Origin of the sequence: Branchiibius cervicis (assembly GCF_042661605.1) — a bacterium.
GTDB classification, from domain to species: Bacteria; Actinomycetota; Actinomycetes; order Actinomycetales; family Dermatophilaceae; genus Branchiibius; species Branchiibius cervicis.
The window spans coordinates 2,276,054-2,298,541 of the sequence record NZ_JBHSWJ010000002.1 but is presented as its reverse complement, the minus strand read 5'-3'; the positions used below and the strand labels follow the sequence as shown (position 1 = coordinate 2,298,541).

The following is a 22,488-nucleotide window of genomic DNA, read 5'->3' as shown; positions in this document are numbered from 1 at the left end:
CGCAGGTACGACGCGGGGCCGGGTGATCGCCCGGCCCCGCGTTGCTACGTGCGGGGGCGTGCAGGGCTCCCTCCTTCAAGGCGTGGCCCGCCACGGTGCGGGCTAGCGTGACACGCATGTCGATCAACGTGCCCGCAGGCGGTCGTCCCGACGGCGACGGAGTCCTGCTCTACCCCGAGGTCGCGGCGCAGCCGGGCGCGGCGACCGTGGACATCTACGAGGACTTCCAATGCCCGTACTGCGCCCAGTTCGAGCACCAGAACGGTGCCTCCGTCAAGGCGCTCGCCCGGGATGGCCGGGTGATCGTGGTGGTGCACATGATGACCTTCCTGGACGAGAACTTCGGCAACGACTCGTCGCGGCGCGCGGCGAACGCCGCCTTCGGTGCCGCGGACGCGGGGCATTTCGCAGATTTCCACTCGACGGTGTTCGCCAACCAACCCGATGAAGGCGGCGGCTACACCGACGACGAGCTGGTGGGCTTCGGCCAGCAGGTGGGGATCGAGTCGACCGCGCTCGACACGTTCAGCGGCGTCGTGCGCGAACACACCTACGCCGACTACGTCGCCGCCACCGAGCAGCGAGCCGAGGTCAACGGGGTCCAGGGCACGCCCGGCTTCTTCGTGAACGGCCTGCAACTGTCGGATCCGGCTGTCCTGCAGGACTTGCTGACCCGGCGCGGAAGCTTCGAAGAGCTCATCTGACCGCTCAGGTCATGGCCTTGGCGATGGTGATCCACCGAGAGAGGGCCGGATCGCCCGGTTCACATTCGGCCGCGTTGATCACGCATCGCACGAACGACCAGGTCATGGCCTCGTCCTCGTCGACCCCCGCTGCCTCGGCGACCAGACCGACCCGCAGCCGAAGATGGGAACGCAGGCTGTAGGCAGCGGTCGCCTCCTGCCAGCGGTTCCACAGCACCGGGGCGACGCCGAAGGCGGGGTCGGAGGTGACCGGTTTCGGATCGATCGCCAGCCACGAAGCCCGCTGTCCCGCAAGCACATTTGCGAAGTGCAGGTCACTGTGCACCAGTCGATCGCCGACGGGTAGATCGCGCAAAAGGGTCGTCGCTCGTGTGACGAAGCGCCGAGGCACGTGCTCTCCGCCGCGATCCAACAGGTCCTGCCACGCCGCGAGCGGGAGTGGACCGATCTGGGGTAGCGCAGGTTGATCCAATTGCCGCAGTAGCAAACCCACGGTTTCGCAGGCCTCCAGGAGATCGATGTCATCCAGCGATCGGTCGGGGTCGAGCTGCTCCAGGAGCAACGCGTGGTCCGAGGTGTCCGCAGCGAGTAGCCGCACCGCACCGCGACCGTTCCACGCCCGCAGCGCCAGATGTTCGAACCGTGCTTCCGGATGGGGCCAGGTCAGCTTGAGCGCGACCGGACCCGACGGTGAGGTGCAGGGCACGACAAGTGCGCACTCGCCGTACCTGGGGGCCTTCGGGTCACTCAACGTCCATCTCCAGGCCGCGGCGGCTAGCAACCGCGGCAGCGCTCGCAACCAGTCGTCGCCCGAGGTGCCATCCGATGGTGCGCGGCCGGTCATCGTGGCGCGCAGGCCGGCCGGGACGTCGACCTCGAAACTCACCCGGTCAGACCCGGGAACGCCACCGGGGCAACGCCCCACGTCCACGACGTGGTCAGGACGGTGCCCCACACCTGTAGCAACGCCCCGACCTGATCGGCCGACCCCTTGGTCGCAACGGCTTGATCGGCGCACGCGGCCACGACCGCCGTGAGCAGGCGGCGCCCCAGCGTCGTACGCGCCTGGTCGGTGCGCGGCTCCGGGTCGAGCAGGTACGTCGAGTGCAGCGGGGGAGCCGCGTCGCCGGCTACCGCTTCGAGTTGCGCGCGGATCGGATACATCGTGTGCAGGGTGCCGGTGACCAGGGCGCGCCCGGTCAGCGCGGTTTTCGCAGCGATGACCTCCAGCCCGTAGACCGCCTCCCGGACAGCCGGCAGCAAGCCGACCGCGACAGCGCTGGGCACGGCGGCCGTCGGCCAGGCCGGTGCGGGACCGGCGGAGGCGAGGCCTTGCGGGCTGAGGGCCACAGCGGCGTCGAGCGCGCTGACCGACGCGAGCATCGACAGGTAGGTCGTTGCTACCCCGGCAATCCGGGCAAACGTCGCGGCGCTGAGTTCACCGCGGATGAAGGTTTCGAAACCGACCGTCGATGTCGTGGGCGTCGTGGTCGACGGAGTGGCTTCCGGCATCCCGGCGCTGGCCATCACCGCTTGCAGACGGGTCAACTGCGTCGAATAGGCCGGCTTGAGCGCCGTCTGCAACCCTTTGGACGGTTGGCGCAGCAGTGACAGCGCCGACTCGCGGCTGCGCACGGTCGCCTGGAGAGCGGAGGTGTCAGCGGGCGGCCCCTGGGTCGGTATGCCCGGAATCGCCGGAGCATCCGATTCCAGGCGGATGCTGCAGGCGGTGAGCCCGCCGGTCAGTGCCATGACACCGGCGGCGCCGAGCAGTCCACGGCGGGTGACGGGCGGTCGGGGCACATGTGGGAAACTACCCGCCGCCGTCTCGTTCGCCGACCGCGCCCCGCCGGTCTAAGGGGTGAGACAACCCCGTCATTATTTGACGTTTGGTTCACCCAAATGTCACGTTATACGACGTGCCAGAACGACCCACCGCCGCCGCGCGCCCGCGCCGCACCGATACCCGCGCACCTCGTAGTGAGGGCCAGTGGGCGCTCGGCCAGCGCGAGCCCCTCAACGCCAACGAGGTCTTCAAGCAGGCCGATGACGGACTCAACGTCCGCGAGAGGATCGAGACGGTCTACGCCCGCGATGGCTTCTCGGCCATCTCTGCCGAGGACCTGCGCGGACGGATGCGCTGGTGGGGCCTGTACACCCAGCGCCGACCCGGCATCGAGGGCGGTCGCACCGCGACCATCGCGCCGGAAGATCTGGACGACGAGTTCTTCATGCTGCGGGTCCGGGTCGACGCCGGCGCACTGACCACGCAGCAGTTGCGCGTCATTGCCGACATCTCGATCGACTTCGGGCGGGACACCGCCGATATCACCGACCGGGAGAACATCCAGTTCCACTGGATCCGCGTGGAGGACGTCCCCGAGATCTGGCGTCGGCTGGAAGGCGTCGGGCTGTCGACCACGGAGGCGTGCGGTGACACCCCGCGCGTGGTCCTCGGCTCGCCGGTGTCCGGCGTCAGTGCGCAGGAGGTTGTCAATCCCGAGCCCGCAATCCAAGAGATCTGCCGCCGCTTCATCGGCGACCCGACCGTGTCGAACCTGCCGCGCAAGTTCAAGACCTCGATCTCGTGGCTGGCCGACGCCGCCCCGGAGATCAACGACGTCTCCTTCGTGGGCGTGCAGCACCCGCAGCACGGCCCCGGTTTCGACCTGCTGGTCGGCGGAGGGTTGTCCACCAATCCCCGCCTGGCCGAGCGACTCGGGGTGTGGGTGCCGCTGGCCGACATCCCCGACGTGTGGCACGGCGTCATCCAGATCTTCCGCGACTACGGTTACCGCCGCCTGCGCCACCGCGCGCGACTGAAGTTCCTGGTCGCCGACTGGGGCACGGAGAAGTTCCGGGAGATCCTGGAAACCGAATACCTGCACCGTCGCCTCGAGGACGGTCCCGCGGCGCCGATCCCGGATCAACCGGTCGATCACATCGGCGTGCACGACCAGATCGACGGCAACAAGTACGTCGGTCTGGCACCGATCGCCGGCCGGGTCAGTGGCGTGGTGCTGAAGTCCGTCGCGAACGCCGCCGAGAAGGCGGGATCCGCGCGGGTCCGGCTGACGCCGTACCAGAAGTTAGTCGTCCTGGACGTGCGACCGGACGCGGTTGACTCCCTGGTCGACGAGCTCAGCGCCGTCGGGCTGGAAGCGAACCCGAGCCCGTGGCGCCGATCGACGATGGCCTGCACCGGTATCGAGTTCTGCAAGTTGGCGATCGTCGAGACCAAGGCCCGGGCGCACACGCTGGTCGCCGACCTCGAAGAGCGACTCGATCACATCGACCTCGAACGGCCGCTGTCGATCCACATCAACGGCTGCCCGAACTCTTGCGCACGCATCCAGACCGCGGACATCGGTCTCAAGGGGCAGATCGTCACCAACGATGAAGGGCAGCAAGTCGAGGGTTTCCAGGTGCACCTCGGCGGCGGCCTGGGACTGGATGCCGGTTTCGGGCGCAAGCTGCGCTCGCACAAGGTGACCTCGGCCGAGCTGGGCGACTACGTCGTCCGGGTCACCGAAAACTTCGTCAAACAGCACGAGCCGGGCGAACGTTTCGCGCAGTGGGCGCAGCGGGCCGACGAGGAGGACCTGCGATGAGTCAGGCTTCTGGCACGCAGCGGGCGGTCCCCTACTACTGCCCCTACTGCAGCGATGAGGATCTTCGCCCCGAGCCGGAGCCGCGCGGTGCCTGGCGGTGCGCCGGCTGCACGCGTGTCTTCACGGTTTCGTTCGTCGGCCTTTCCGTTGAGGGACAGGCAGATTCGCAGGTGCGCGCATGACCACCATCACCGACCTCGAAGCTCTCGCCACGCAGGCGGGCAAGGACCTCGAGGGGGCTGACGCGACACAGATCGTGCAGTGGGCTGCCGACACCTTCGGCAGCCGGTTCGCCGTGGCCTCCTCGATGCAGGACACCGTGCTCTTGCACGTGGTGCAGAGTGTGATCCCGGACGTCGACGTGCTCTTCCTCGACACGGGCTATCACTTCGCGGAGACCATCCAGACCCGGGACCGCGTCGCCGCGCGCTATCCGCGGGTGCACGTGCGCAACCTCACCCCCGGCAGACCGTTGCCGAGCAGGACGCGGACTACGGCAAAGACCTCTTCGCCCGCGATCCGGACCTGTGCTGCGCGCTGCGCAAGACACACCCGCTGGACGATGCGTTGGACGACTACGACGCGTGGGCTACGGGACTGCGCCGGGTCGAATCGCCGACCCGCGCCAATACGCCCGTCGTGTCGTTCGACCCGCGCCGGGACAAGGTGAAAGTCGCGCCGCTGGCCGCATGGACAGACCAGCAGGTCGAGGCGTACGCCGCTGAGCACGACTTGATCGCGAATCCGCTGCTGACGCAGGGCTACCCGTCGATCGGCTGTGCACCGTGCACCCGCCGGGTGGCGGCAGGGGAGGACCCGCGCGCCGGCCGATGGTCGGGCACGGACAAGACGGAATGCGGGATTCACCTGTGAGGACCGACCGAGTTGAGGAAACGAGCGCAGCGAGGCCCGGAGACGAGGGAAGAGGCGCGACCCAGAACATGAGCAGCGGCATCACGATCTGGCTGACGGGGCTTTCGGGGGCGGGCAAGTCCACGATCGCCGAGGCGTTGGCCGATGCTCTGTCGAGCGACGGTGTAGACGTGCAGATCCTCGACGGCGACGAGTTGCGCACGAACCTGTCTGCCGGGCTGGGCTTTTCGCGTGAGGACCGCACGACGCACGTCACCCGGGTCGGGTTCGTCGCGGAGCTGTTGTCGCGCCACGGCGTCGTGTCCATCGTTCCGGTCATCGCGCCGTACGCCGACGCCCGGGCCGCGGTGCGAGCGCAGCACGAGAGTCACGGCACGCCGTACGCCGAGGTGTATGTGGCGACGTCCCTGGCCGAATGCCAGCGGCGTGACGTCAAGGGTCTCTACGCGAAGGCCGCCGCGGGGCAGTTGCGCGGTATGACCGGGGTCGACGACCCCTACGAGGCACCGGTCGAGCCGGATCTGACCATTCAGACCGAGCAGATGAGCGTGCCCGAAGCCGTTCGGATCATCGTCGATCGGTTCGACCTCGGTTCGCCCACTCTTGTCAGCACAGCTCAGGAGATCGCATGACCACCTATGCACCGAGTGACACGGCCACGACTTCCGCACTGCGGGAGCTGGAGGCGGAGTCGATCCAGATCATCCGCGAGGTCGTCGCTGAATTCGACCGTCCGGCTTTGCTGTTCAGCGGTGGTAAGGATTCGGCGGTATTGCTGCACCTGGCCCGCAAGGCCGTCGCACCGGCACCGTTGCCGATCACGCTCCTGCACGTCGACACCGGGCACAACCTGACGGAGGTCATCGCGTTCCGGGATCAGGTCGTCGCCGACGGTCAGCACCGCCTCGTCGTCGCCAACGTCGAGGAGTGGCTTGCCGACGGCAGGCTGACCGAGCGCCCGGACGGCACCCGCAACCCGCTGCAGACCGTTCCGCTGCTGGACACGATCGCCGAGCAGAAGTTCGACGCCCTCCTCGGCGGCGCCCGCCGCGACGAGGACCGGGCACGCGCCAAAGAGCGAATCTTCTCGGTCCGCGACGCGTTCGGCGGTTGGGACCCGCGCCGGCAGCGCCCCGAGCTGTGGAACATCTACAACGGGCGGCACGCTCCGGGCGAGCACACCCGGGTCTTTCCCATCTCGAACTGGACCGAGCTGGACATCTGGCACTACATCGCCATCGAGGATGTCGCCCTGCCCAGCATCTACTTCGCGCACGAGCGGGACGTTTTCCTGCGCGACGGGATGCTGCTCACACCCGGCCCCTGGGGCGGGCCGCGTGAGGAGAAGTCCTGCAGCGCAGGACCGTTCGTTACCGGACCGTGGGCGACGGGTCATGCACGGGCGCCGTCGAAAGCGACGCCACCACGTCCGAGCAGATCATCGCCGAGGTCTCGGTCAGCACGTTGACCGAGCGCGGCGCCACCCGCGCCGACGACCGGCTGTCCGAGGCCGCCATGGAAGACCGCAAGCGAGAGGGCTATTTCTAATGCGGTCCTTCCGGGCCGGCGGGCCGTCACTGCGCGCCGGCACCCCGCACCGGAAGCCCCGCAGCGAATCCATATCTGATTGAAGGCGAAAGATGACCCACACCGACAGCCCCTCTGTGCCCGACGCACCCGCAATCGGCCAACTCCGCCTGGTCGTCGCCGGCTCGGTGGACGACGGCAAGTCGACCCTGGTGGGCCGACTGCTGCACGACACCAAGTCGATCCTGGCCGATCAGTACGACGCCACGTTGGCAGCCAGTCAACGGCGCGGCGCCGGTGACTTCGACCTTGCGCTGCTCACCGACGGCTTGCGAGCCGAACGTGAGCAGGGCATCACCATCGACGTCGCCTACCGCTACTTCTCCACCCCGCGGCGCAGCTTCGTGCTGGCTGACACTCCCGGACACGTGCAGTACACCCGCAATACGGTGACCGGCGCCTCAACGGCCGACGCCGCGGTGGTGCTGATCGACGTACGTAACGGGGTGAGTGTCCAAACCCGCAGGCACGCAGCGCTACTGGCCCTGCTGCGGGTACCGACCGTGGTCTTCGCCGTGAACAAGATGGACGCGGTCGATTGGTCCCAGGAGCGCTTCGAGCGGGTCGCCGCCGATGTCCGAGGGGTCGCCGCCAAGGTGGGTCTGCGCGGCGTCGACATCGTCCCCGTGAGCGCGTTGACGGGCGAGAACATCGTCGAAGGCGGTCCGTCCTGGTACGCCGGCAAGGCCCTGCTGCCGCTGCTGGAGGAGCTGCCCTCGGGCGGCACCGGCGAGTTCGAACCCTTCCGGCTGCCAGTGCAATTGGTGATCCGACCGCGCACCGAGGCACATCCGGACTACCGGGGCCTGGCAGGGCGCATCGCCAGCGGTAGCGTCCAGATCGGCGATGAGATCACCGCCCAGCCGTCCGGGCAGACTTCGAAGATCACCGGCATCGATGGGCCCACCGGTCCGCAACAGCGCGCGGTCGCCGGTGAATCCGTGACGCTGCTGCTCGCCGACGAACTCGATATCGCGCGCGGTGAAGTCCTTGTCCGCGAAGGTGAGAACGAGCAGTGGGGGTCCGGGATCGGCGTACTGCGCCAGATCGACGGGGTCCTGACCTGGCTCTCGGAGAAGGACTCCGTGACCCGGCAGCGGGTGCTGGTCAAGGCCGGCACACGCACGGTTCGCGGGATGCTCGGCCCCGTCAGCGCCACGTGGGACGCCGACGAGCTCACCTGGAGCGATCGCGGCGATCGTCTGTGTCTCAATGACATCGGACAGGTCAGCGTCCAACTGGCCGAACCCGTTGCACTCGATGCGTACGCCGAGCTGCGGGGGACCGGCGCGTTCCTCGTGATCGACCCCGACACGGGCGCCACTATCGCCGCGGGCCTCGCCGGGGCCAGCGACCGTCTGACCGCCTGAGTCAGCCAGCACAGTTCTCCGCTTTCCGACTCGCTATTCCCTACGTTTCCCATAGGAGCACCACCATGACCAACCGGTTCTCGATCGCCCTCGCCTCCGCGGCCGTCGCCGCCCTGGCCACTGCGGCGATTGCCGGGTGCTCCTCCTCGGATGCGTCCAGCAACGTGACCCAGTCCGGTGACGGCACCGCCAGCACCCTGCGCCTCGGGTACTTCCCCAACGTGACCCACGCCGTACCCGTCCTCGGAGTCGAACAGGGCCGGTACGCGAAGGCATTGGGCAAGACCAAGCTGGAGACGCAGACGTTCAACGCCGGTCCCGCGGCCACGCAGGCGCTCCTGTCCGGGGCAATCGACGCGGTGTACGTCGGGCCCAACCCGGCCATCAACGCCTACTCCAAGAGCAACGGCGAGGCGGTGCGGGTGATCGCCGGCGGTGCATCCGGCGGGGCCGGACTGGTCGTCAGCGACAAGATCAACTCGGTCAACGACCTGGCCGGCAAGACGATTGCGACGCCGCAGCTCGGCGGTACCCAGGACATCGCCGCCAAGTACTACCTGAAGCAGCAAGGCTTCACCGTCAACGGTTCAGGCGCCAAGAACGTCACGATCGTCGCCCAGGACAACGCGCAGACCCTGGACCTGTTCAAGCAGGGCCGGATCGATGGCGGGTGGCTACCCGAGCCCTGGCTGACCCGGCTGGTCGCCCAAGGCGACGGGCACGTGCTGGTCGATGAGAAGACCCTGTGGCCCGGTGGGCAGTTCGTCACGACCAACCTGCTGGTCTCCACGAAATTCCTCAAGCAATACCCGCAAACGGTCAAGGACCTCCTGGCCGGCCAGGTGGACACCGCGGACTGGATCAATGCCAACAAGACCGTGGCGGCGACCGACCTGGACGCGGCACTGAAGAAGCTGACCGGCAAGTCGCTGCCCAAGGGGGTCGCGGCCACCGCACTGGCCAACGTGACGCTCGGCTGGGACCCCTACGCGTCGTCACTGCAGACCGTCGCCGACCACGCCGTCGATGTGAACCTGCTGAAGAAGACGGACCTGAAGGGCATCTACGACCTGACGCTCTTGAACGAGGTGCTGAAGGCCAAGGGCAAGCCCGCGGTCTCCGACGCCGGATTGGGACAGAAATGACGACCGTGACGCAGCAATCTCACAACGTCGACGTCGAGGCGGGCGCGCCCCGTGTCCGCGTCGAGAACGTGTCGAAGGCCTTCGACGGCGGGGACGGCACCCAGGTGCTCGCGCTCGATCACATCAACCTCGACGTGGCCGCCGGGGAGTTCGTGACCGTCCTGGGCGCTTCCGGTTGCGGCAAGAGCACCCTGCTGAACCTGATCGCCGGCCTGGACGAGCCCACCGGCGGCCGGATCGAGATCGCCGGCGGCAAGCAGGCCGCGTTGATGTTCCAGGAGTCGGCGCTCTTCCCGTGGTTGACCGCCGCCGGCAACATCGACCTGGCCCTCAAACTGGGCGGTACGCCGCGCGGCGAGCGAGCACGGCGCCGCCAGGAACTGCTCGACCTGGTCCGTCTCGGCGGCGCAGGGGACCGCCGGGTCCACGAGTTGTCCGGCGGCCAGCGCCAGCGAATCGCGTTGGCCCGCAGCCTCGCTCAAGGTGGCGACGTGCTCTTGATGGACGAACCGTTCGCGGCTCTGGATGCCATCACCCGCGACGTGCTGCACGAGGAGCTGTCGCAGCTGTGGACCAGCAGCGGGATGACGATCATCTTCGTCACCCACAACGTGCGCGAAGCCGTGCGCCTCGGCCAGCGGGTGGTGCTGTTGTCCAGCCGACCCGGCCGGGTGCTGAAGACCTGGGATGTCGAACTGTCCCAGCCGCGCAACATCGAGGACCCGGCCGTCGGTGCCCTCTCCACCGAAATCACCCTTGCCCTGCGAGAGGAGATCGTGCGCCATGTCAACCGCTGAGTTGTCCTCCACGACCGAGCTCGACCAGATCAGCGACGGGCTGGATGCGCTCGAGGACCAGTCGATCACCGGGCGCCGCCGACGTATCGACTGGGTCGCGATCCTTGCGCCGATCGCAGTCGTCGCCGCCCTCATCGGCATCTGGCAGCTGATCTACCTGTCCGGCGTCAAGGACCCGTGGGTGCTGCCCAGTCCGGGAAGTGTCTGGAGCACGCTGTGGCAGTCCATCCGCTCCGGTGATGCGTGGAGCGCGATCTGGGTCAGCTTGCACCGCGGTCTGATCGGCTTCGCCGTTTCGGTGGTCATCGGAACCATCCTGGGTCTGCTCATCGGCCAGTTCGCCGTACTGCGCAAGGGTTTCCGGCCACTACTGTCCGCGATGCAGTCGCTGCCCTCGGTGGCGTGGGTGCCGTTCGCCATCGTGGTCTTCCAGCTGAGCCCGGCGACCATCTACCTGGTGGTGCTGCTGGGTGCGGTGCCCTCGATCGCCAACGGTCTGATCGGCGGCCTCGATCAGACCCCGCCGCTCCTGCGACGGGCCGGCACCGTGCTGGGCGCGAACCGACTGGAGATGATCCGCTACGTGCTGCTGCCGGCGGCGCTGCCGACCTACGTGTCCGGCCTCAAGCAGGGGTGGGCCTTCGCCTGGCGCTCGCTCATGGCCGCGGAGTTGGTTGCGAACGCGCCGAGCCTCGGATCCGGCCTCGGTCAGATGCTCGAGAACGGCAGCACCCAGTCCGACATGCCGACGGTGATCGCCGCTATCGCGCTGATCCTAGTCGTGGGCATCGTGATCGATCTGTTGGTTTTCGCGCCGCTGGAGCGCCGAGTCCTGCGGGCACGAGGGTTGACGCCGGCCGGCCTGTAGTCCCGGCACTTCATCGAAGGTCTGGGGTCAGCCGTTCTTACCGAACGGCGGCCCGACGATCAGCAGCACCACGAAGACCGCCGCTACGACCGCGAGCCACACCGCGGCTGCCGCGACCGGCCGCGCCAGCAGTGCTCGCAGGAGCCGATCGGCCGGTCGCTGATTGCGGGGGTCCCGGGTCGGCGTACGACGCCAATCACCCTCCAGCAGGCCGCGCCGCTGCAGGTGGATCTCCGCCGGGACCGTGGCCCACGGGATCACGGACGACACCAACGCCAGCAGCACGGTCGGCAGACGCCACCGCTGGTTGACCGCCACGAGCGCGGTCACCACGACGAAAGCAAGGAAGACGAAACCGTGGATCCCGCCTCCGACCCGCACGCCGATCTGGTTGCCGGTGGCAGCGCGCAGGATCATTCCGCCGATCAGAAGGGTCCACGAGACCGCTTCGGCCATCGCCACGAAACGGAAGATCTGGCGCGGCGTACCGGCGGCGTCGGTGCCCTCCACGGGCAGCGAACGCGGGGCGTCAAGCGTCACGGGGGTGGCTCCTGGTTGGTCGGTCTGGACTGGGGTCAGGCTACGGCAGCGCGATAGGCTGGCCGAAGCCCACCAGCTGACAACCGCATGACACAACAGGAGATCGTTATGAGTACGTCCGTGCGCACCGAGCGGATCGCGCAGGAACTCAGCGACCGACTGACTCCCTTGCACCTGCGGGTCGAGGACCTCACGGTTGCTCCGGCCGGTAGACGACGGATCGTGCGCGTGCTCGTGGACCGCGATATCCCCGATGACGGCCCCGCCACCACCACCCCGACTGCCCCGGTGGATCTGGACCTGGTCGCCGACGCCACCCGGGTGATCGGCACGGCCATGGACGAAGCCGACCTGATGGGCGACGCGGCGTACGTGCTGGAGGTCAGCTCACCCGGCACGGACCGGCCGCTGACCAGCCCACGGCACTTCCGCCGCAACGTCGGGCGCTTGGTCCGGATCGTCCGGGAGGGCGGAGAGCCGGTCGAAGGCCGCATCGTGTCCGCGGACGCGGACGGGGTGAGTCTGCTGGTCACCGGACCCAAGGGCGCCACCACTGAGACCACGCTGACGTACGCCGAGTGCGGCCGAGCCGATATCCAGGTGGAGTTTTCGAAGGTAGGCAAAGAGACTTCAGACACGAACGTCGACGAAGACGGTGAAGGGGACGAAGCCTGATGCACATCGACATGGCCATCCTGCGGGCGTTGGAGCGGGAGAGCGACATCCCGCTGGACGTGATCATTCCGGCGATCGAACAGGCGCTGCTGACCGCCTACCACCGCGAGAGCGACACCTACCAGGACGCACGCGTGGAGTTGGACCGCAAGAGCGGTGACGTGCGGGTGCTCGCCCGCGAACGCATCGAGATCCCGGCCGAGGAGACCGACGAAGACGCCGAACCGGCGTCGCCGCGCTACGAACTGGGCCCGGAGTTCGACGACACACCCTCCGACTTCGGCCGGGTGGCGGCCGCCACGGCTCGGCAGGTCATCGTCCAGCGGATGCGCGACGTTGCCGACGAAGCGGTCCTCGGCGATTTTCGCGGCAAAGAGGGCGACGTCGTAGCCGGGGTCATCCAGCAGTCCAGCGACCCGCGCAATGTGCGGGTAGATCTGGGCAGCGTCGAGGGGATCCTGCCGTCGGCGGAGCAGGTGCCCGGTGAGGTCTACAAACACGGCGAGCGCATCCGGTGCTACGTGGTGAGCGTGAAGCGCGGCATGAAAGGCCCGCAGATCACGCTGTCGCGCTCGCACCCCAACCTTGTCCGCAAGCTGTTCGCGCTGGAAGTGCCCGAGATCGCCGACGGCACGGTGCAGATCGCGGCCATCGCGCGTGAGGAGGGGCACCGCTCCAAAATGGCCGTGACCTCGAAGTCGCCGGGTGTCAACGCGAAGGGCGCCAGCATCGGTCCGATGGGTTCACGGGTCCGCGCCGTCATGAACGAGTTGAACGGCGAGAAGATCGACATCGTCGACTACAGCGAGATCCCGCAGGAGTTCGTGGCGGCCGCCCTGTCGCCGGCGCGGGTGCTGTCGGCGACCATCGTGGATCCACGGGCACGGATCGCCCGGGTCGTCGTACCCGATTTCCAGCTGTCGCTGGCAATCGGCAAGGAGGGCCAGAACGCTCGGCTGGCGGCCCGGCTGACCGGCTGGCGGATCGACATCGTCCCCGACACCGCACCGGATCCCGCCGCATCCGCGGCCGACGAGGGCCCCTGAGCGCGCTGCGCAGTGGTCGGGGCAACGACCGGCCTGGGGTAAACTGGTGAAGATCGATCACTGCGGCTTGCGCACCTGCATAGGGTGCGGGCGGCGAGACGATCGATCAGCGCTGGTGCGGGTTGTCGCGGATCGGCGGGTAGCAGGACCGGTTTCGCCGGTTCTCGTCGTACCCGACCCCCGTGGCGTGCTGCCGGGTCGAGGGGCTTGGTTGCATCCTGATGCTGATTGTCTGAGCAAGGCGATCCGGCGACGGGCCTTCGGTCGCGCGTTACGACTCACCCATGCGGTGGATACGGACGCGGTGCAGCAGTTCGTGGCGGATCGCCGCGAAGGGCTCGACTGACACCAACGCGCAAGACGAAGTGCACACCACCGCGTCGTACTGCCGGAGATCCGGCTGCGACACAAGACCGAGAGCGGGTTCGACGCTGATGAGTGACCGATGAGTACTCAGCGATGAGCATCCCCAAAAACTGACGGTCCGCGTCACCCTGACTCGGACCGTCACCAACCTCGACGAGGAGAAGCGTGGCAAAGGTCCGGGTCCACGAGCTCGCCAAAGAGCTCGGAATCGGCAGCAAGGAACTACTGGCCTACCTGAAGGAGCAGGGTGAGTTCGTCAAGTCGGCGAGCTCGACCATCGAGGCTCCGGTAGTCCGCAAAATCAAGGAAAACCCGCCGGCGGCGGCGAAGCCCGCTGCTCCTGCGGCGACCAAGTCCGCACCGGCGAAGACGACTGCCGCCAAGGCCACTCCGGCCAAGCCGACAGTGAAGCGTGCGCCATCGGCGCCCGCCCCCACCCAGCCTGAGACGGCGGCACCCGCAGCGAAGGTCGCCGAAGTCGCGGCGACCCCCGCAGCACCGGCCAAGCCGGCTGCTCCGGCGCCCGCCCCGGCTGCTCCGGCTGCTCCGGCGCCCGCCCCGGCTGCTCCGGCACCCGCCGAGCCTGCTGCGCCGGCCCCGGCTGCACCTGAGGCTCCCGCCGCCCGTGCGGCGACACCCGGCTCTTCCGGTCCGCGGCCCGGCCCGGCTGCGCCCCGGCCGTCCACTCCGGCTCCGCGCTCCGGCGGCAACGCTCCGCGTCCGGGCGGTGCTGCGCGACAGGGCGGTTCGTCAACCCGTCCCGGCGGTGCCCGTCCCGGCAACAATCCCTTTGCTCCCCGTCAGGGGATGCAGACCGGCGCCGCGCCGCGACCCGGTAACAACCCGTTTGCCCCGAACCAGGGGATGCCCCGTCCGGCTGCCGCGCGCGGCACCGGCGGCGCGGCAGGTCCGCGTCCGGCCGCTCCGCGTCCCGGAAGCGCCGGGCGTCCGGGTGCTGGCGCCGGCGGCGCCCGCCCGAACCCCGGGATGATGCCCGGCAAGTCCTCGGTCGGCGGTCCCGGTGCCGGTCGCGCCGGTGCCGGTGGCCGTGGTGGTCCCGGTGGCGGCAACCGTGCAGGTGGCGGCGGCTTCGCCGGTCGCCCCGGCGGTGGCGGCAACCGTCCCGGCGGTCGCGGTGGCACTCAGGGTGCGTTCGGACGTGGCGGTGGGAAGGTCCGCGGTCGCAAGTCCAAGCGCGCCAAGCGCCAGGAGTTCGAGCAGATGCAGGCGCCCACCATCGGTGGCGTCAGCGTTCCGCACGGTGACGGCAAGACCGTGGTGCGGGTGCGCCGCGGAGCCACGCTGAGTGACTTCGCCGATCGCATCGATGCCAACCCGGCGTCGCTGGTGACGGTGCTCTTCCACCTCGGTGAGATGGCCACGGCCACCCAGTCGTTGGACGAGGACACCTTCAAACTGCTCGGTGCCGAACTCGGTTACAACATCGAGGTCGTCTCGCCCGAGGACGAGGAGAAGGAGCTGTTCAGCGCCTTCAACATCGACCTGGACGCCGAGGCAGAGGCCGAGGACGAGTCCGACCTGCAGCCGCGGCCGCCGGTCGTGACCGTCATGGGTCACGTTGACCACGGTAAGACCCGCCTGTTGGATGCGATCCGCCATGCGGACGTCGCCGAGGGCGAGGCCGGTGGCATCACCCAGCACATCGGTGCTTACCAGGTGCACACCAACCACGAGGGCGAGGACCGCGCGATCACCTTCATCGACACCCCCGGTCACGAGGCGTTCACCGCCATGCGTGCCCGCGGTGCGAAGGTGACCGACATCGCGATCCTGGTCGTCGCTGCCGACGACGGTGTGATGCCGCAGACGATCGAAGCGTTGAACCACGCCCAGGCGGCCGACGTGCCGATCGTGGTTGCGGTCAACAAGATCGACGTCGAGGGCGCCAACCCGGCCAAGATCCGTCAGCAGCTGACCGAGTACAACCTGGTGGCCGAGGAGTACGGCGGCGACACCATGTTCGTGGACGTGTCGGCCAAGCAGGGTCAGAACATCGACGCGCTGCTCGAGGCGGTTCTGTTGACCGCCGACGCCGCGCTCGACCTGCGGGCCAACCCGGACAAGGACGCTCGCGGTGTGGCCATCGAAGCCAACCTGGACCGGGGCCGCGGTGCCGTCGCGACCGTGCTGGTGCAGTCCGGCACGTTGCACGTCGGTGACGCGATCGTCGCCGGTACGGCGCACGGCCGCGTGCGTGCTCTGCTGGACGAGCACGGCAAGAACCTCACCGAGGCCGGTCCTTCGCGACCGGTGCAGGTGATGGGTCTGGCGTCCGTCCCGCGCGCCGGTGACACGTTCATCGTGGCGCCCGACGACCGCACGGCGCGTCAGATCGCCGAGCGTCGTGAGGCTGCTGACCGGCAGGCGTCGCTGGCCAAGGCGCGCAAGCGGATCAGCCTGGAGGACCTCAACGAGGCCCTGGAGGCCGGCAAGGTCGAGACGCTGAACCTGATCCTCAAGGGCGACGTGTCCGGTTCAGTCGAAGCCCTCGAGGACGCGCTGCTGCAGATCGACGTGGGCGACGAGGTGGACCTGCGGATCATCGACCGTGGCGTGGGTGCCATCACGATGAACAACATCAACCTCGCCGTGGCCTCGGACGCCATCATCATCGGCTTCAACGTGCGGGCCGAGGGCCAGAACGCGGAGTACGCCGAGCACGAAGGTGTCGAGATCCGCTACTACTCGGTCATCTACCAGGCGATCGAGGACATCGAGTCCGCGCTGAAGGGCATGCTCAAGCCGGAGTACGAGGAAGTCGAGCTGGGTTCGGCCGAGATCCGTGAGATCTTCCGGTCCTCCAAGTTCGGCAACATCGCCGGTTCGATCGTGCGCAGCGGCGAGATCAGGCGCGGGTCGAAGGCCCGCATCACCCGCGAGGGCGTCGTGGTGTCCGAGGACGTGGAGATTGCCGGTCTGCGGCGCTTCAAGGATGACGTCACCGAGGTCCGCGAGGGCTTCGAGTGCGGTATCAACCTCGGGTCCTACAACGACCTGCAGATCGGTGACCTGATCACGACGTACGAACAGCGCGAGAAGCCCCGCGCCTGACGTAGAGCGAGCCCGCAGTTGTCGGCGAGGCGCTAGCCGAGCCGGCGGCGGAGGGCGAGGTCTAGGAAGGTGCGAAGTAGGGCACTGCGCCTGACGTAGAGCGAGCCCGCAGTTGTCGGCGAGGCGCTAGCCGAGCAGCCCGCAATTGTCGGCGAGGCGCCAGCCGAGCCGGCGGCGCAGATGATTCCCCGGGCGGATCCAGTGCGGATCCTCCCGGGGAATCGCTGTTACCTCGTTGGCTTGTGCGACCAGTGGCCGGAATCGATTGACCTCGCAACGGTTTCGAACATCCGGCCCGCTGCGGGGATACTCGCCACTAGCGTTTGGCTACATGTCGTCTGCTGCACCGCTGCCGAAGCGAATCGTGAACGGATACGGCTTGGGCAGTATTGCCACCGGCACCTTCGGTACCGTGCCCGGTTTGCTGTTGCTGCCCTACCTCACCGATGCCCTCGGCGTCGCTGCGGGTGTTGCCGGTCTGATTGTCTTCGTTCCAAAGGCTTGGGACGTCGTGATGAACCCGATCGCGGGTCGCATCTCCGACCGATCCACCAACCCAGCCGGGCGACGGCGCCCTTTCCTGCTCAAGGGCGGCTTGACGCTGGCGTTCTGTTTCGCCCTGATGTTCGCTGGGCCGACCGCGCCACCGGCCCTGGCTGCCGGGTGGGTGGTGTTGCTCTTCTTGCTGTGTGCCACGGCGTACGCCTTCTTCCAGGTGCCGTATTTCGCGATGCCCGCCGAGATGACCCAGGACTACCGGGAGCGAACGGCGCTGATGACCCCCGCGTAGCAATCATCGCGCTGGCCATCCTGATCTCCGGCGCGACCGCACCACTGATCGTGGACGCGTTCGGTCACAAAAGTGCCGCCGGATACCGGGCGATGGGCGTGTACGTCGCGCTGCTGCTGACCGCCGGCGTGGTCGGCGCGTGGTGGGCGACCAAGGGCGCCCCCGAACATCGGATTCCATCCGTCGAGGAGGGTCTACGCGACCAGGTGCGAGCGGTGAACGAGAACACGGACTTCCGGGCACTGCTGCTGACGTTCGTTCTCCAGGCGCTCGCCGTAGGGGTGATGCTGGCTGGCGTCGCGTATGTCGCGAAGGACCTGCTGGAGAAGAAGTCAGCTGCATCGCTGCTCTTCGTCGCGTTTGTCGGTCCGGCACTCATCGTAACCCCTGCGGGCTCGGTATGCACATCGCCGAGGCAAGCTACGTGGCTGGGTCTGGTCCAGTGTGTTCATGCTGGTCGGGATGGTTCTGCTCTTCGTGGCGCTGGCCGGCCAGCAGTGGCTGGTCTATCCAGCCGCCGCCGTAGTGGGCGTGGGCTACTCCGGGGCGCAGATTCTGCCGATGGCGATGTTCGCCGACGCGGCATCGCACAACCCCACAGGGCGCAACGAGAACCGGATCGGTCTGTTCAGTGGCGTCTGGACCGCGGCGGAGACGTTGGGACTGGCCCTGGGGCCTGCCTTCTTTGCCATCATCCTGGCCGTCGGTGGTTACGTCTCTTCCACCGCGGACGAGTCGGTTGAGCAGCCCGGTTCGGCGCGATGGGCCATCCGGCTGGGATTCACCATACTTCCCGCCGCGCTGGTGGCACTGAGCCTGGTACCGCTGCGTGGCTACCGGCTGGACAGCCGGCTCGCCCCTCGTGAGACTATCGCCGGGTGACCACGCGGCAGATCCTGGGTCAACTGGAGGGACTGCGGGCGCGCGACCTCCCGACGCACGGAGGCCGGACGCTCGCCTACGTCTACGACTCCGGTGTCGCGGAGGCCGATGAGCTGGGCCGCACTGCCCTGGCGATGTACGGCGGCACGAATGGCCTTGACCCCACGGCGTTTCCGAGCTTGTTGCAGATGGAACGAGACCTCGTCGAGTTCGCCCGCCCGATGTTCCACGGTGGTGACCAGATGGTAGGGACCGTGACCTCCGGCGGGACCGAGTCAATCCTGCTGGCGGTCAAGACCGCACGCGACGCGGCGGACGTCGACAAGCCGGTGATCGTCGTACCCGATACCATCCATGCCGCCTTCCACAAGGCGTGTCACTACTTCGGTGTGGAGCGGGTCAGTGTGCCGGTCGATCCGGTGAGCTTCCGCGCGGACCCGGCCGCAATCGGAAAGGCATTGGAGCAATACGGCGATCGGGTGGTCATGGTCGCGGTGTCCGCGCCGTCGTACGCGCACGGTGTCCTCGACCCGGTCCGGCAGGTTGCCGAACTCACCCGGCCGGCCGGCGTCCGGCTGCACGTGGACGCCTGCATCGGCGGGTGGGTACTCCCGTGGGCTGAGGGCCTGCCGCCATGGGACTTCGCGGTCGAAGGCGTGACCAGCATCTCGGCCGACCTGCACAAGTACGCCTACACGCCCAAGGGCGTTTCCCTTCTGCTGTATAGGGATCCGGGGTTCCGGCAGGCCCAGTTCTTCGCCAGCGCCGACTGGCCGGGGTACACGATGCTCAACTCGACCGTCCAGTCGACGAAGTCCGGCGGACCGGTCGCAGCAGCATGGGCGGTGGTGAGGTACTTCGGCGTCGATGGCTACCGGCGCCTGGCGCAGGATGCACTCGCCGGTACCCGCGCGGTCGGCGATGGCATCGCGTCCATCGACCACCTGCACGTGGTCGCATCGCCGGACTCGACTCTCGTCGCGATCGGAGTGGACGACGCGCTGGACGTCTTCACCCTGAGCGACCTGATGTTGGACCGGGGCTGGTTCGTGCAGCCGCAGATGTCGTTCAAGGATTTCCCGGCGACTGTCCACGTGAGCCTGTCGGCAGCAACCGCGCCGTCAGTGCCGGAATTCCTCGCCGCGCTCAGCGGTTCGGTCTCCGCGGCGGTGGCCGTCGGCCCGATCCAGGTCGACCCGGGCTTGCGCGATGCCGCAGCAGCGATCGATCCGGCGACCCTGGACGACGCAACGTTCGATGCGTTGTTGCAGATCGCCGGGCTTGCCGAAGCCGATGGTCAGGTGGCGGCCCCGCCGCGGATGGCTGCCGTGAACGCGCTCCTCGACATCGCGCCGCCGGCCGTGCGCGAGGCCCTGTTGATCGCCTTCCTCGATCGACTCTCGCGATGAGCACGGCAGCCATGGTCAGCGCGGCCCTCTATCCCTTGCTTGAGCCCCGCGGCTTCGCCGACGTGCAAGGCACCGGTGACGAGGGTCAGTTCATCTTCTGCGCGCCGCTGGACGCGGTGTACGAGATGGCACCGGAGCTGTGCGACTCCCGCGATCTGGCGGATCTGGGTCGCGGAGGTTGCTTCGATGTCGTCGTCGAAATCGCGTCCGGGCGCATAGCCAACGTCAGCATTGAGGGCCCGGATCTCGAGGACCGACTACGGGAGTACAACGAGAACACCGATGCGGAAGCCGTGAAGGACGCGTATCAGCAGCCGGTGGGCGCAGCGTTACCGACGGTGGCCAGGGGTCTCGGAACCCTCTTTGCTGCAGTGACGGACTCGAAACTCTGAGGGGCCAGGGCTCAGCCCCAGTTCGCCAGGTTGGTCACGCAGAACGGGTGACCGGCAGGGTCGAGCAGGACTGTCCAACGGTCGCCGCCGGGCTGGTCCTCGGGTTTGGTGGCGCCGAGTTCGACGCAGTGCTGCACCGTGGCTTCGACGTCATCGGCACCTAGGTCGAGGTGGAACTGCTTGGTGCCGTGATTGGGCCACTCCGGAACTCTGAAGTCCTCGGCAACGCCGAAGCCGAGAGCGGCCGCGGTGCCGTCCTTCAGCATCGCGTAACCGTCGCCTTCGTAGGCGACGTCCCAACCGAGCACGCCCTGGTAGAACTCAGACATCTTCGTGACGGTCTGGGGGTCGGGGCAGTCGATGCTGACCATGGCGAGAGTGGCGGTAGAGGGCACGGTAGCTCCTTGATCGGGGTCTGTCCGACCAGCGTCCTACGCTCAGCCTGATGGTGACTAGGACGAAACCGACACACCTGGCCGAGCGGGGCGTGCTCCTCGACCCGGCCGGATTCGCGCGACACGCGACGCTGCAGCGGTGGCGAAGCGCGATGAATCCTCAGTTCGTCGAGCACTTCTGGTCGGTGTCGTGGGACCTACCGCCAGGGACCAGGTACGTCGCGTCACTCGTGCCGTTGTCCGCGATCAACCTCACGAATGAGTGGGGCGGTTCGATCCGGCACGGTGCCGAACGCCCCGGGTCCTACATCACCGGTGTGGTCAGTCGGCGCCGCTTCGACGTGACGTTGTACGGCTGGGGACACGTGGTCGGCATACGTTATCGACCAGGAGCGTTCTCCGTGATCACGGGTATCGACGCAAGGAGCCTGCGGGACAGGACGTTTCGAGCCGAGAAGTTCATCGGCCAGGTGGATCCCCTGGAAGGCATCGACCCCCGGCAGGAGAACGCCGCCCTCCGGTTCGACGCCTTCGTGAGCGGGCAGGTAGATAGGTACGTCTACGACCTGGACGAAGCGGAGAGCATCCTGGAGCGGGCGGCGATTGTCGATGCGGCGGAAGCGTCCTCAGTCGCCGAGCTGGCCGATCAGGTCGGTCTGACCGAGCGTTCGCTGGAGCGGCTGAGCAACTTTTACATCGGCGTCGGTCCGAAATGGCTGTTGATGCGCCGCCGCGTCCATCAGTCGCTCCAACGGCTGAATGCCGCGGAGTACGAGAGTCTTTCGGGTCTTGCGCACGATCTGGGCTGGTTCGATTACGCGCACTTCAGCCGTGACTTCAAGCGCATCGTCGGACAGACCCCGCGGGCCTATGCTTCCGCGCTGACCGGGACGTAGATGCTCGACACCTCACATATTATCGAATAACGTTATTATCGTTGATCGATAACAAAGAGGCTTGGGATGACGTTTGGTGGCCTGGCTGTCGCCACAGTGGTTGCGCTAGTCGCAGTCGCAGTCGTCGTGACTCGTCGCGACCGCCTGTCTGGCCGCGCGGTTGTTCAGGTAACGGGAGGAGCCGCGGCGTTAGGCGGACTAGTCGCGGTGGGCGCGATGGTCATCAGCATCATGCGATGTTTCAGCAGCGGGCCTTCCGCTATGACGGTGCCGGTTTCCTCCTTCTGGCCCGCACTCAACCCAGGCGTCACAGTGGAGGGCCCGACGGCGCATGTCGTGGACGGAGGCTTCACCTCAGCCGACGTTTCCGTGAGCGGTCTGCAGGCCGGGACGCGCATCATCTGGACTCTTGGCGACGTTGCGTCGTCGGCGGTTCTATTGACAATCTGCGTGCTGGTTGCGCTCGCCTGCTGGCAACTCCTCCGCGGCAACCCGTTCGCCCCGGTACTCTCGAACGCGGCGGGATGGGCGGCGTTGGCGGTGTTGATAGGGGGCCTTCTAGCTCAGATCCTGCACGCAGTCGCCGGCGTCCGCGCCTCCGAGGCCTTGCTGCAACTCACCACCTGGTCGAGCCCAGATGTGCATGGGCAGGAGCTACCGACCGGATTGCCCCAGAGTGATGGCAGCTGGACCATCGTGTGGTGGCCGGTGGGTCTGGCCCTGCTGCTCGCGGCCTTCGCGGCGATGGTCCGATACGGCGGCGTGCTGCAACGAGATGTGGACGGGCTCATATGACGCCGCCGGCTGACGAACCGACTGGAATCCACTGCCGTCTCGATGAATTGCTGGCCGAGCGGGACATGACACTCACCCGGTTAAGTGAGTTGGTGGGGGTGTCACTGGTGAACCTGTCGGTCCTCAAGAACGACAGGGCCAAGGCAATCCGGTATTCGACCCTGTCAGCCATCTGCCGGGCGCTGGATTGTGAAGTCGGTCAGCTGCTGGTCATCGTCGACGACTGATGCATCCCTAAGGCTGTCCATCCCGCAAGCCGGGCGGTAGCGTCGCGA

At 67.6% G+C, this 22,488-nt stretch carries 23 protein-coding genes and 3 pseudogenes; 22 read left to right on the top strand and 4 right to left on the bottom strand.

Annotated elements, in window-relative coordinates:
* The first annotated feature begins 116 nt into the window (after positions 1–116).
* Positions 117–704, top strand: coding sequence for a DsbA family protein (locus ACFQBT_RS12060; RefSeq protein ID WP_377822967.1), 588 nt, complete (start codon positions 117–119; stop codon positions 702–704).
* A 4-nt stretch (positions 705–708) separates the two neighbouring features.
* Here ACFQBT_RS12060 and ACFQBT_RS12055 read toward each other — a convergent pair whose 3' ends face one another.
* Together ACFQBT_RS12055 and ACFQBT_RS12050 are read right to left on the bottom strand one after the other, a co-directional pair.
* Entirely contained in the window at positions 709–1,590 is an 882-nt protein-coding gene (locus ACFQBT_RS12055; protein ID WP_377822965.1) for an aminoglycoside phosphotransferase family protein, read from the bottom strand.
* Positions 1,587–2,507, bottom strand: coding sequence for a hypothetical protein (locus ACFQBT_RS12050; RefSeq protein WP_377822963.1), 921 nt, complete (start codon positions 2,505–2,507; stop codon positions 1,587–1,589). The genes ACFQBT_RS12055 and ACFQBT_RS12050 overlap by 4 nt, the downstream gene beginning before the upstream one ends.
* Positions 2,508–2,623: 116 nt before the next feature.
* Here ACFQBT_RS12050 and ACFQBT_RS12045 point away from each other — a divergent pair, with 116 nt between their 5' ends.
* The 9 genes and pseudogenes from ACFQBT_RS12045 (at position 2,624) to ACFQBT_RS12005 (ending at position 10,955) form a co-directional block, all read left to right on the top strand.
* The gene (locus tag ACFQBT_RS12045; protein WP_377822962.1) at positions 2,624–4,315 is read left to right on the top strand and encodes a nitrite/sulfite reductase; all 1,692 of its coding nucleotides are present in this window, start codon (positions 2,624–2,626) and stop codon (positions 4,313–4,315) included.
* On the top strand, positions 4,312–4,497 hold the full coding sequence (locus ACFQBT_RS12040; protein WP_377822960.1) for a hypothetical protein: 186 nt from the start codon (positions 4,312–4,314) through the stop codon (positions 4,495–4,497). The genes ACFQBT_RS12045 and ACFQBT_RS12040 overlap by 4 nt, the downstream gene beginning before the upstream one ends.
* Positions 4,494–5,188 (top strand): annotated as a pseudogene (locus ACFQBT_RS12035) (phosphoadenylyl-sulfate reductase). The gene ACFQBT_RS12040 and the pseudogene ACFQBT_RS12035 overlap by 4 nt, the downstream one beginning before the upstream one ends.
* A 68-nt stretch (positions 5,189–5,256) precedes the next feature.
* Positions 5,257–5,820: an adenylyl-sulfate kinase gene (gene cysC / locus ACFQBT_RS12030; protein ID WP_377822958.1), complete on the top strand. Its 564-nt coding sequence runs from the start codon at positions 5,257–5,259 to the stop codon at positions 5,818–5,820.
* Positions 5,817–6,736 (top strand): annotated as a pseudogene (cysD, locus tag ACFQBT_RS12025) (sulfate adenylyltransferase subunit CysD). Before cysC ends, cysD begins: the two are co-directional and overlap by 4 nt.
* Before the next feature lie 92 nt (positions 6,737–6,828).
* Positions 6,829–8,145 (top strand): sulfate adenylyltransferase subunit 1, encoded by a 1,317-nt coding sequence (locus ACFQBT_RS12020; protein ID WP_377822956.1) that lies wholly within the window; start codon positions 6,829–6,831, stop codon positions 8,143–8,145.
* Positions 8,146–8,210: 65 nt separating this feature from the next.
* The gene (locus ACFQBT_RS12015) at positions 8,211–9,290 is read left to right on the top strand and encodes an ABC transporter substrate-binding protein (protein WP_377822954.1); all 1,080 of its coding nucleotides are present in this window, start codon (positions 8,211–8,213) and stop codon (positions 9,288–9,290) included.
* Positions 9,287–10,087 carry an ABC transporter ATP-binding protein gene (locus ACFQBT_RS12010; RefSeq protein WP_377822952.1) on the top strand — a complete coding sequence of 267 codons (801 nt, stop codon included), beginning with the start codon at positions 9,287–9,289 and terminating at the stop codon, positions 10,085–10,087. Before ACFQBT_RS12015 ends, ACFQBT_RS12010 begins: the two co-directional genes overlap by 4 nt.
* Complete coding sequence (locus tag ACFQBT_RS12005; RefSeq protein ID WP_377822950.1) at positions 10,074–10,955, top strand: ABC transporter permease; 882 nt, start codon at positions 10,074–10,076, stop codon at positions 10,953–10,955. The genes ACFQBT_RS12010 and ACFQBT_RS12005 overlap by 14 nt, the downstream gene beginning before the upstream one ends.
* A gap of 27 nt (positions 10,956–10,982) precedes the next feature.
* Here the strand turns inward: ACFQBT_RS12005 and ACFQBT_RS12000 are convergent, their stop codons facing one another.
* On the bottom strand, positions 10,983–11,495 hold the full coding sequence (locus ACFQBT_RS12000; RefSeq protein WP_377822948.1) for a DUF3817 domain-containing protein: 513 nt from the start codon (positions 11,493–11,495) through the stop codon (positions 10,983–10,985).
* Between the two features lie 108 nt (positions 11,496–11,603).
* Here ACFQBT_RS12000 and rimP point away from each other — a divergent pair, with 108 nt between their 5' ends.
* The 9 genes and pseudogenes from rimP (at position 11,604) to ACFQBT_RS11955 (ending at position 20,127) form a co-directional block, all read left to right on the top strand.
* Positions 11,604–12,170, top strand: a complete 567-nt coding sequence (gene rimP / locus ACFQBT_RS11995; protein WP_377822946.1) for a ribosome maturation factor RimP — start codon at positions 11,604–11,606, stop codon at positions 12,168–12,170.
* Positions 12,170–13,216, top strand: a complete 1,047-nt coding sequence (gene nusA / locus ACFQBT_RS11990) for a transcription termination factor NusA (protein WP_377822944.1) — start codon at positions 12,170–12,172, stop codon at positions 13,214–13,216. The genes rimP and nusA overlap by 1 nt, the downstream gene beginning before the upstream one ends.
* A gap of 46 nt (positions 13,217–13,262) precedes the next feature.
* A complete protein-coding gene (locus tag ACFQBT_RS11985) occupies positions 13,263–13,562 on the top strand; it encodes a YlxR family protein (protein ID WP_377822942.1) in 300 nt (99 codons plus the stop codon).
* 185 nt (positions 13,563–13,747) lie between these two features.
* Positions 13,748–16,654, top strand: coding sequence for a translation initiation factor IF-2 (infB, locus tag ACFQBT_RS11980; RefSeq protein WP_377822940.1), 2,907 nt, complete (start codon positions 13,748–13,750; stop codon positions 16,652–16,654).
* A 331-nt stretch (positions 16,655–16,985) separates the two neighbouring features.
* Positions 16,986–17,444 (top strand): MFS transporter, encoded by a 459-nt coding sequence (locus ACFQBT_RS11975; RefSeq protein ID WP_377822938.1) that lies wholly within the window; start codon positions 16,986–16,988, stop codon positions 17,442–17,444.
* Positions 17,342–17,776 (top strand): annotated as a pseudogene (locus ACFQBT_RS11970) (MFS transporter); the annotation flags it as partial. The gene ACFQBT_RS11975 and the pseudogene ACFQBT_RS11970, both read left to right, overlap by 103 nt.
* Positions 17,777–17,831: 55 nt before the next feature.
* Positions 17,832–18,326, top strand: coding sequence for an MFS transporter (locus ACFQBT_RS11965; protein ID WP_377825465.1), 495 nt, complete (start codon positions 17,832–17,834; stop codon positions 18,324–18,326).
* A complete protein-coding gene (locus tag ACFQBT_RS11960) occupies positions 18,323–19,735 on the top strand; it encodes a pyridoxal phosphate-dependent decarboxylase family protein (protein WP_377822936.1) in 1,413 nt (470 codons plus the stop codon). The genes ACFQBT_RS11965 and ACFQBT_RS11960 overlap by 4 nt, the downstream gene beginning before the upstream one ends.
* Positions 19,732–20,127: a hypothetical protein gene (locus ACFQBT_RS11955; RefSeq protein ID WP_377822934.1), complete on the top strand. Its 396-nt coding sequence runs from the start codon at positions 19,732–19,734 to the stop codon at positions 20,125–20,127. Before ACFQBT_RS11960 ends, ACFQBT_RS11955 begins: the two co-directional genes overlap by 4 nt.
* An 11-nt stretch (positions 20,128–20,138) precedes the next feature.
* Here ACFQBT_RS11955 and ACFQBT_RS11950 read toward each other — a convergent pair whose 3' ends face one another.
* Positions 20,139–20,522 (bottom strand): VOC family protein, encoded by a 384-nt coding sequence (locus ACFQBT_RS11950; protein WP_377822932.1) that lies wholly within the window; start codon positions 20,520–20,522, stop codon positions 20,139–20,141.
* Between the two features lie 50 nt (positions 20,523–20,572).
* Between ACFQBT_RS11950 and ACFQBT_RS11945 the strand changes: the two genes are divergently transcribed.
* The 3 genes from ACFQBT_RS11945 (at position 20,573) to ACFQBT_RS11935 (ending at position 22,440) form a co-directional block, all read left to right on the top strand.
* Complete coding sequence (locus ACFQBT_RS11945) at positions 20,573–21,418, top strand: helix-turn-helix domain-containing protein (RefSeq protein ID WP_377822930.1); 846 nt, start codon at positions 20,573–20,575, stop codon at positions 21,416–21,418.
* Between the two features lie 207 nt (positions 21,419–21,625).
* A complete protein-coding gene (locus ACFQBT_RS11940) occupies positions 21,626–22,213 on the top strand; it encodes a hypothetical protein (RefSeq protein WP_377822928.1) in 588 nt (195 codons plus the stop codon).
* The gene (locus tag ACFQBT_RS11935) at positions 22,210–22,440 is read left to right on the top strand and encodes a helix-turn-helix domain-containing protein (protein WP_377822926.1); all 231 of its coding nucleotides are present in this window, start codon (positions 22,210–22,212) and stop codon (positions 22,438–22,440) included. The genes ACFQBT_RS11940 and ACFQBT_RS11935 overlap by 4 nt, the downstream gene beginning before the upstream one ends.
* Positions 22,441–22,488 lie beyond the last annotated feature (48 nt).

Bases quoted from the DNA above. Each gene is read 5' to 3' on its own strand.
- ACFQBT_RS11955 (WP_377822934.1), top strand. From the start codon at position 19,732: ATGAGCACGGCAGCCATGGTCAGCGCGGCCCTCTATCCCTTGCTTGAG.
- ACFQBT_RS11935 (WP_377822926.1), top strand. From the start codon at position 22,210: ATGACGCCGCCGGCTGACGAACCGACTGGAATCCACTGCCGTCTCGAT.
- ACFQBT_RS12015 (WP_377822954.1), top strand. From the start codon at position 8,211: ATGACCAACCGGTTCTCGATCGCCCTCGCCTCCGCGGCCGTCGCCGCC.
- nusA (WP_377822944.1), top strand. From the start codon at position 12,170: ATGCACATCGACATGGCCATCCTGCGGGCGTTGGAGCGGGAGAGCGAC.
- ACFQBT_RS12060 (WP_377822967.1), top strand. From the start codon at position 117: ATGTCGATCAACGTGCCCGCAGGCGGTCGTCCCGACGGCGACGGAGTC.
- ACFQBT_RS12005 (WP_377822950.1), top strand. From the start codon at position 10,074: ATGTCAACCGCTGAGTTGTCCTCCACGACCGAGCTCGACCAGATCAGC.
- ACFQBT_RS12020 (WP_377822956.1), top strand. From the start codon at position 6,829: ATGACCCACACCGACAGCCCCTCTGTGCCCGACGCACCCGCAATCGGC.
- rimP (WP_377822946.1), top strand. From the start codon at position 11,604: ATGAGTACGTCCGTGCGCACCGAGCGGATCGCGCAGGAACTCAGCGAC.
- ACFQBT_RS11945 (WP_377822930.1), top strand. From the start codon at position 20,573: ATGGTGACTAGGACGAAACCGACACACCTGGCCGAGCGGGGCGTGCTC.
- ACFQBT_RS12040 (WP_377822960.1), top strand. From the start codon at position 4,312: ATGAGTCAGGCTTCTGGCACGCAGCGGGCGGTCCCCTACTACTGCCCC.
- ACFQBT_RS12010 (WP_377822952.1), top strand. From the start codon at position 9,287: ATGACGACCGTGACGCAGCAATCTCACAACGTCGACGTCGAGGCGGGC.
- cysC (WP_377822958.1), top strand. From the start codon at position 5,257: ATGAGCAGCGGCATCACGATCTGGCTGACGGGGCTTTCGGGGGCGGGC.
- ACFQBT_RS11975 (WP_377822938.1), top strand. From the start codon at position 16,986: ATGTCGTCTGCTGCACCGCTGCCGAAGCGAATCGTGAACGGATACGGC.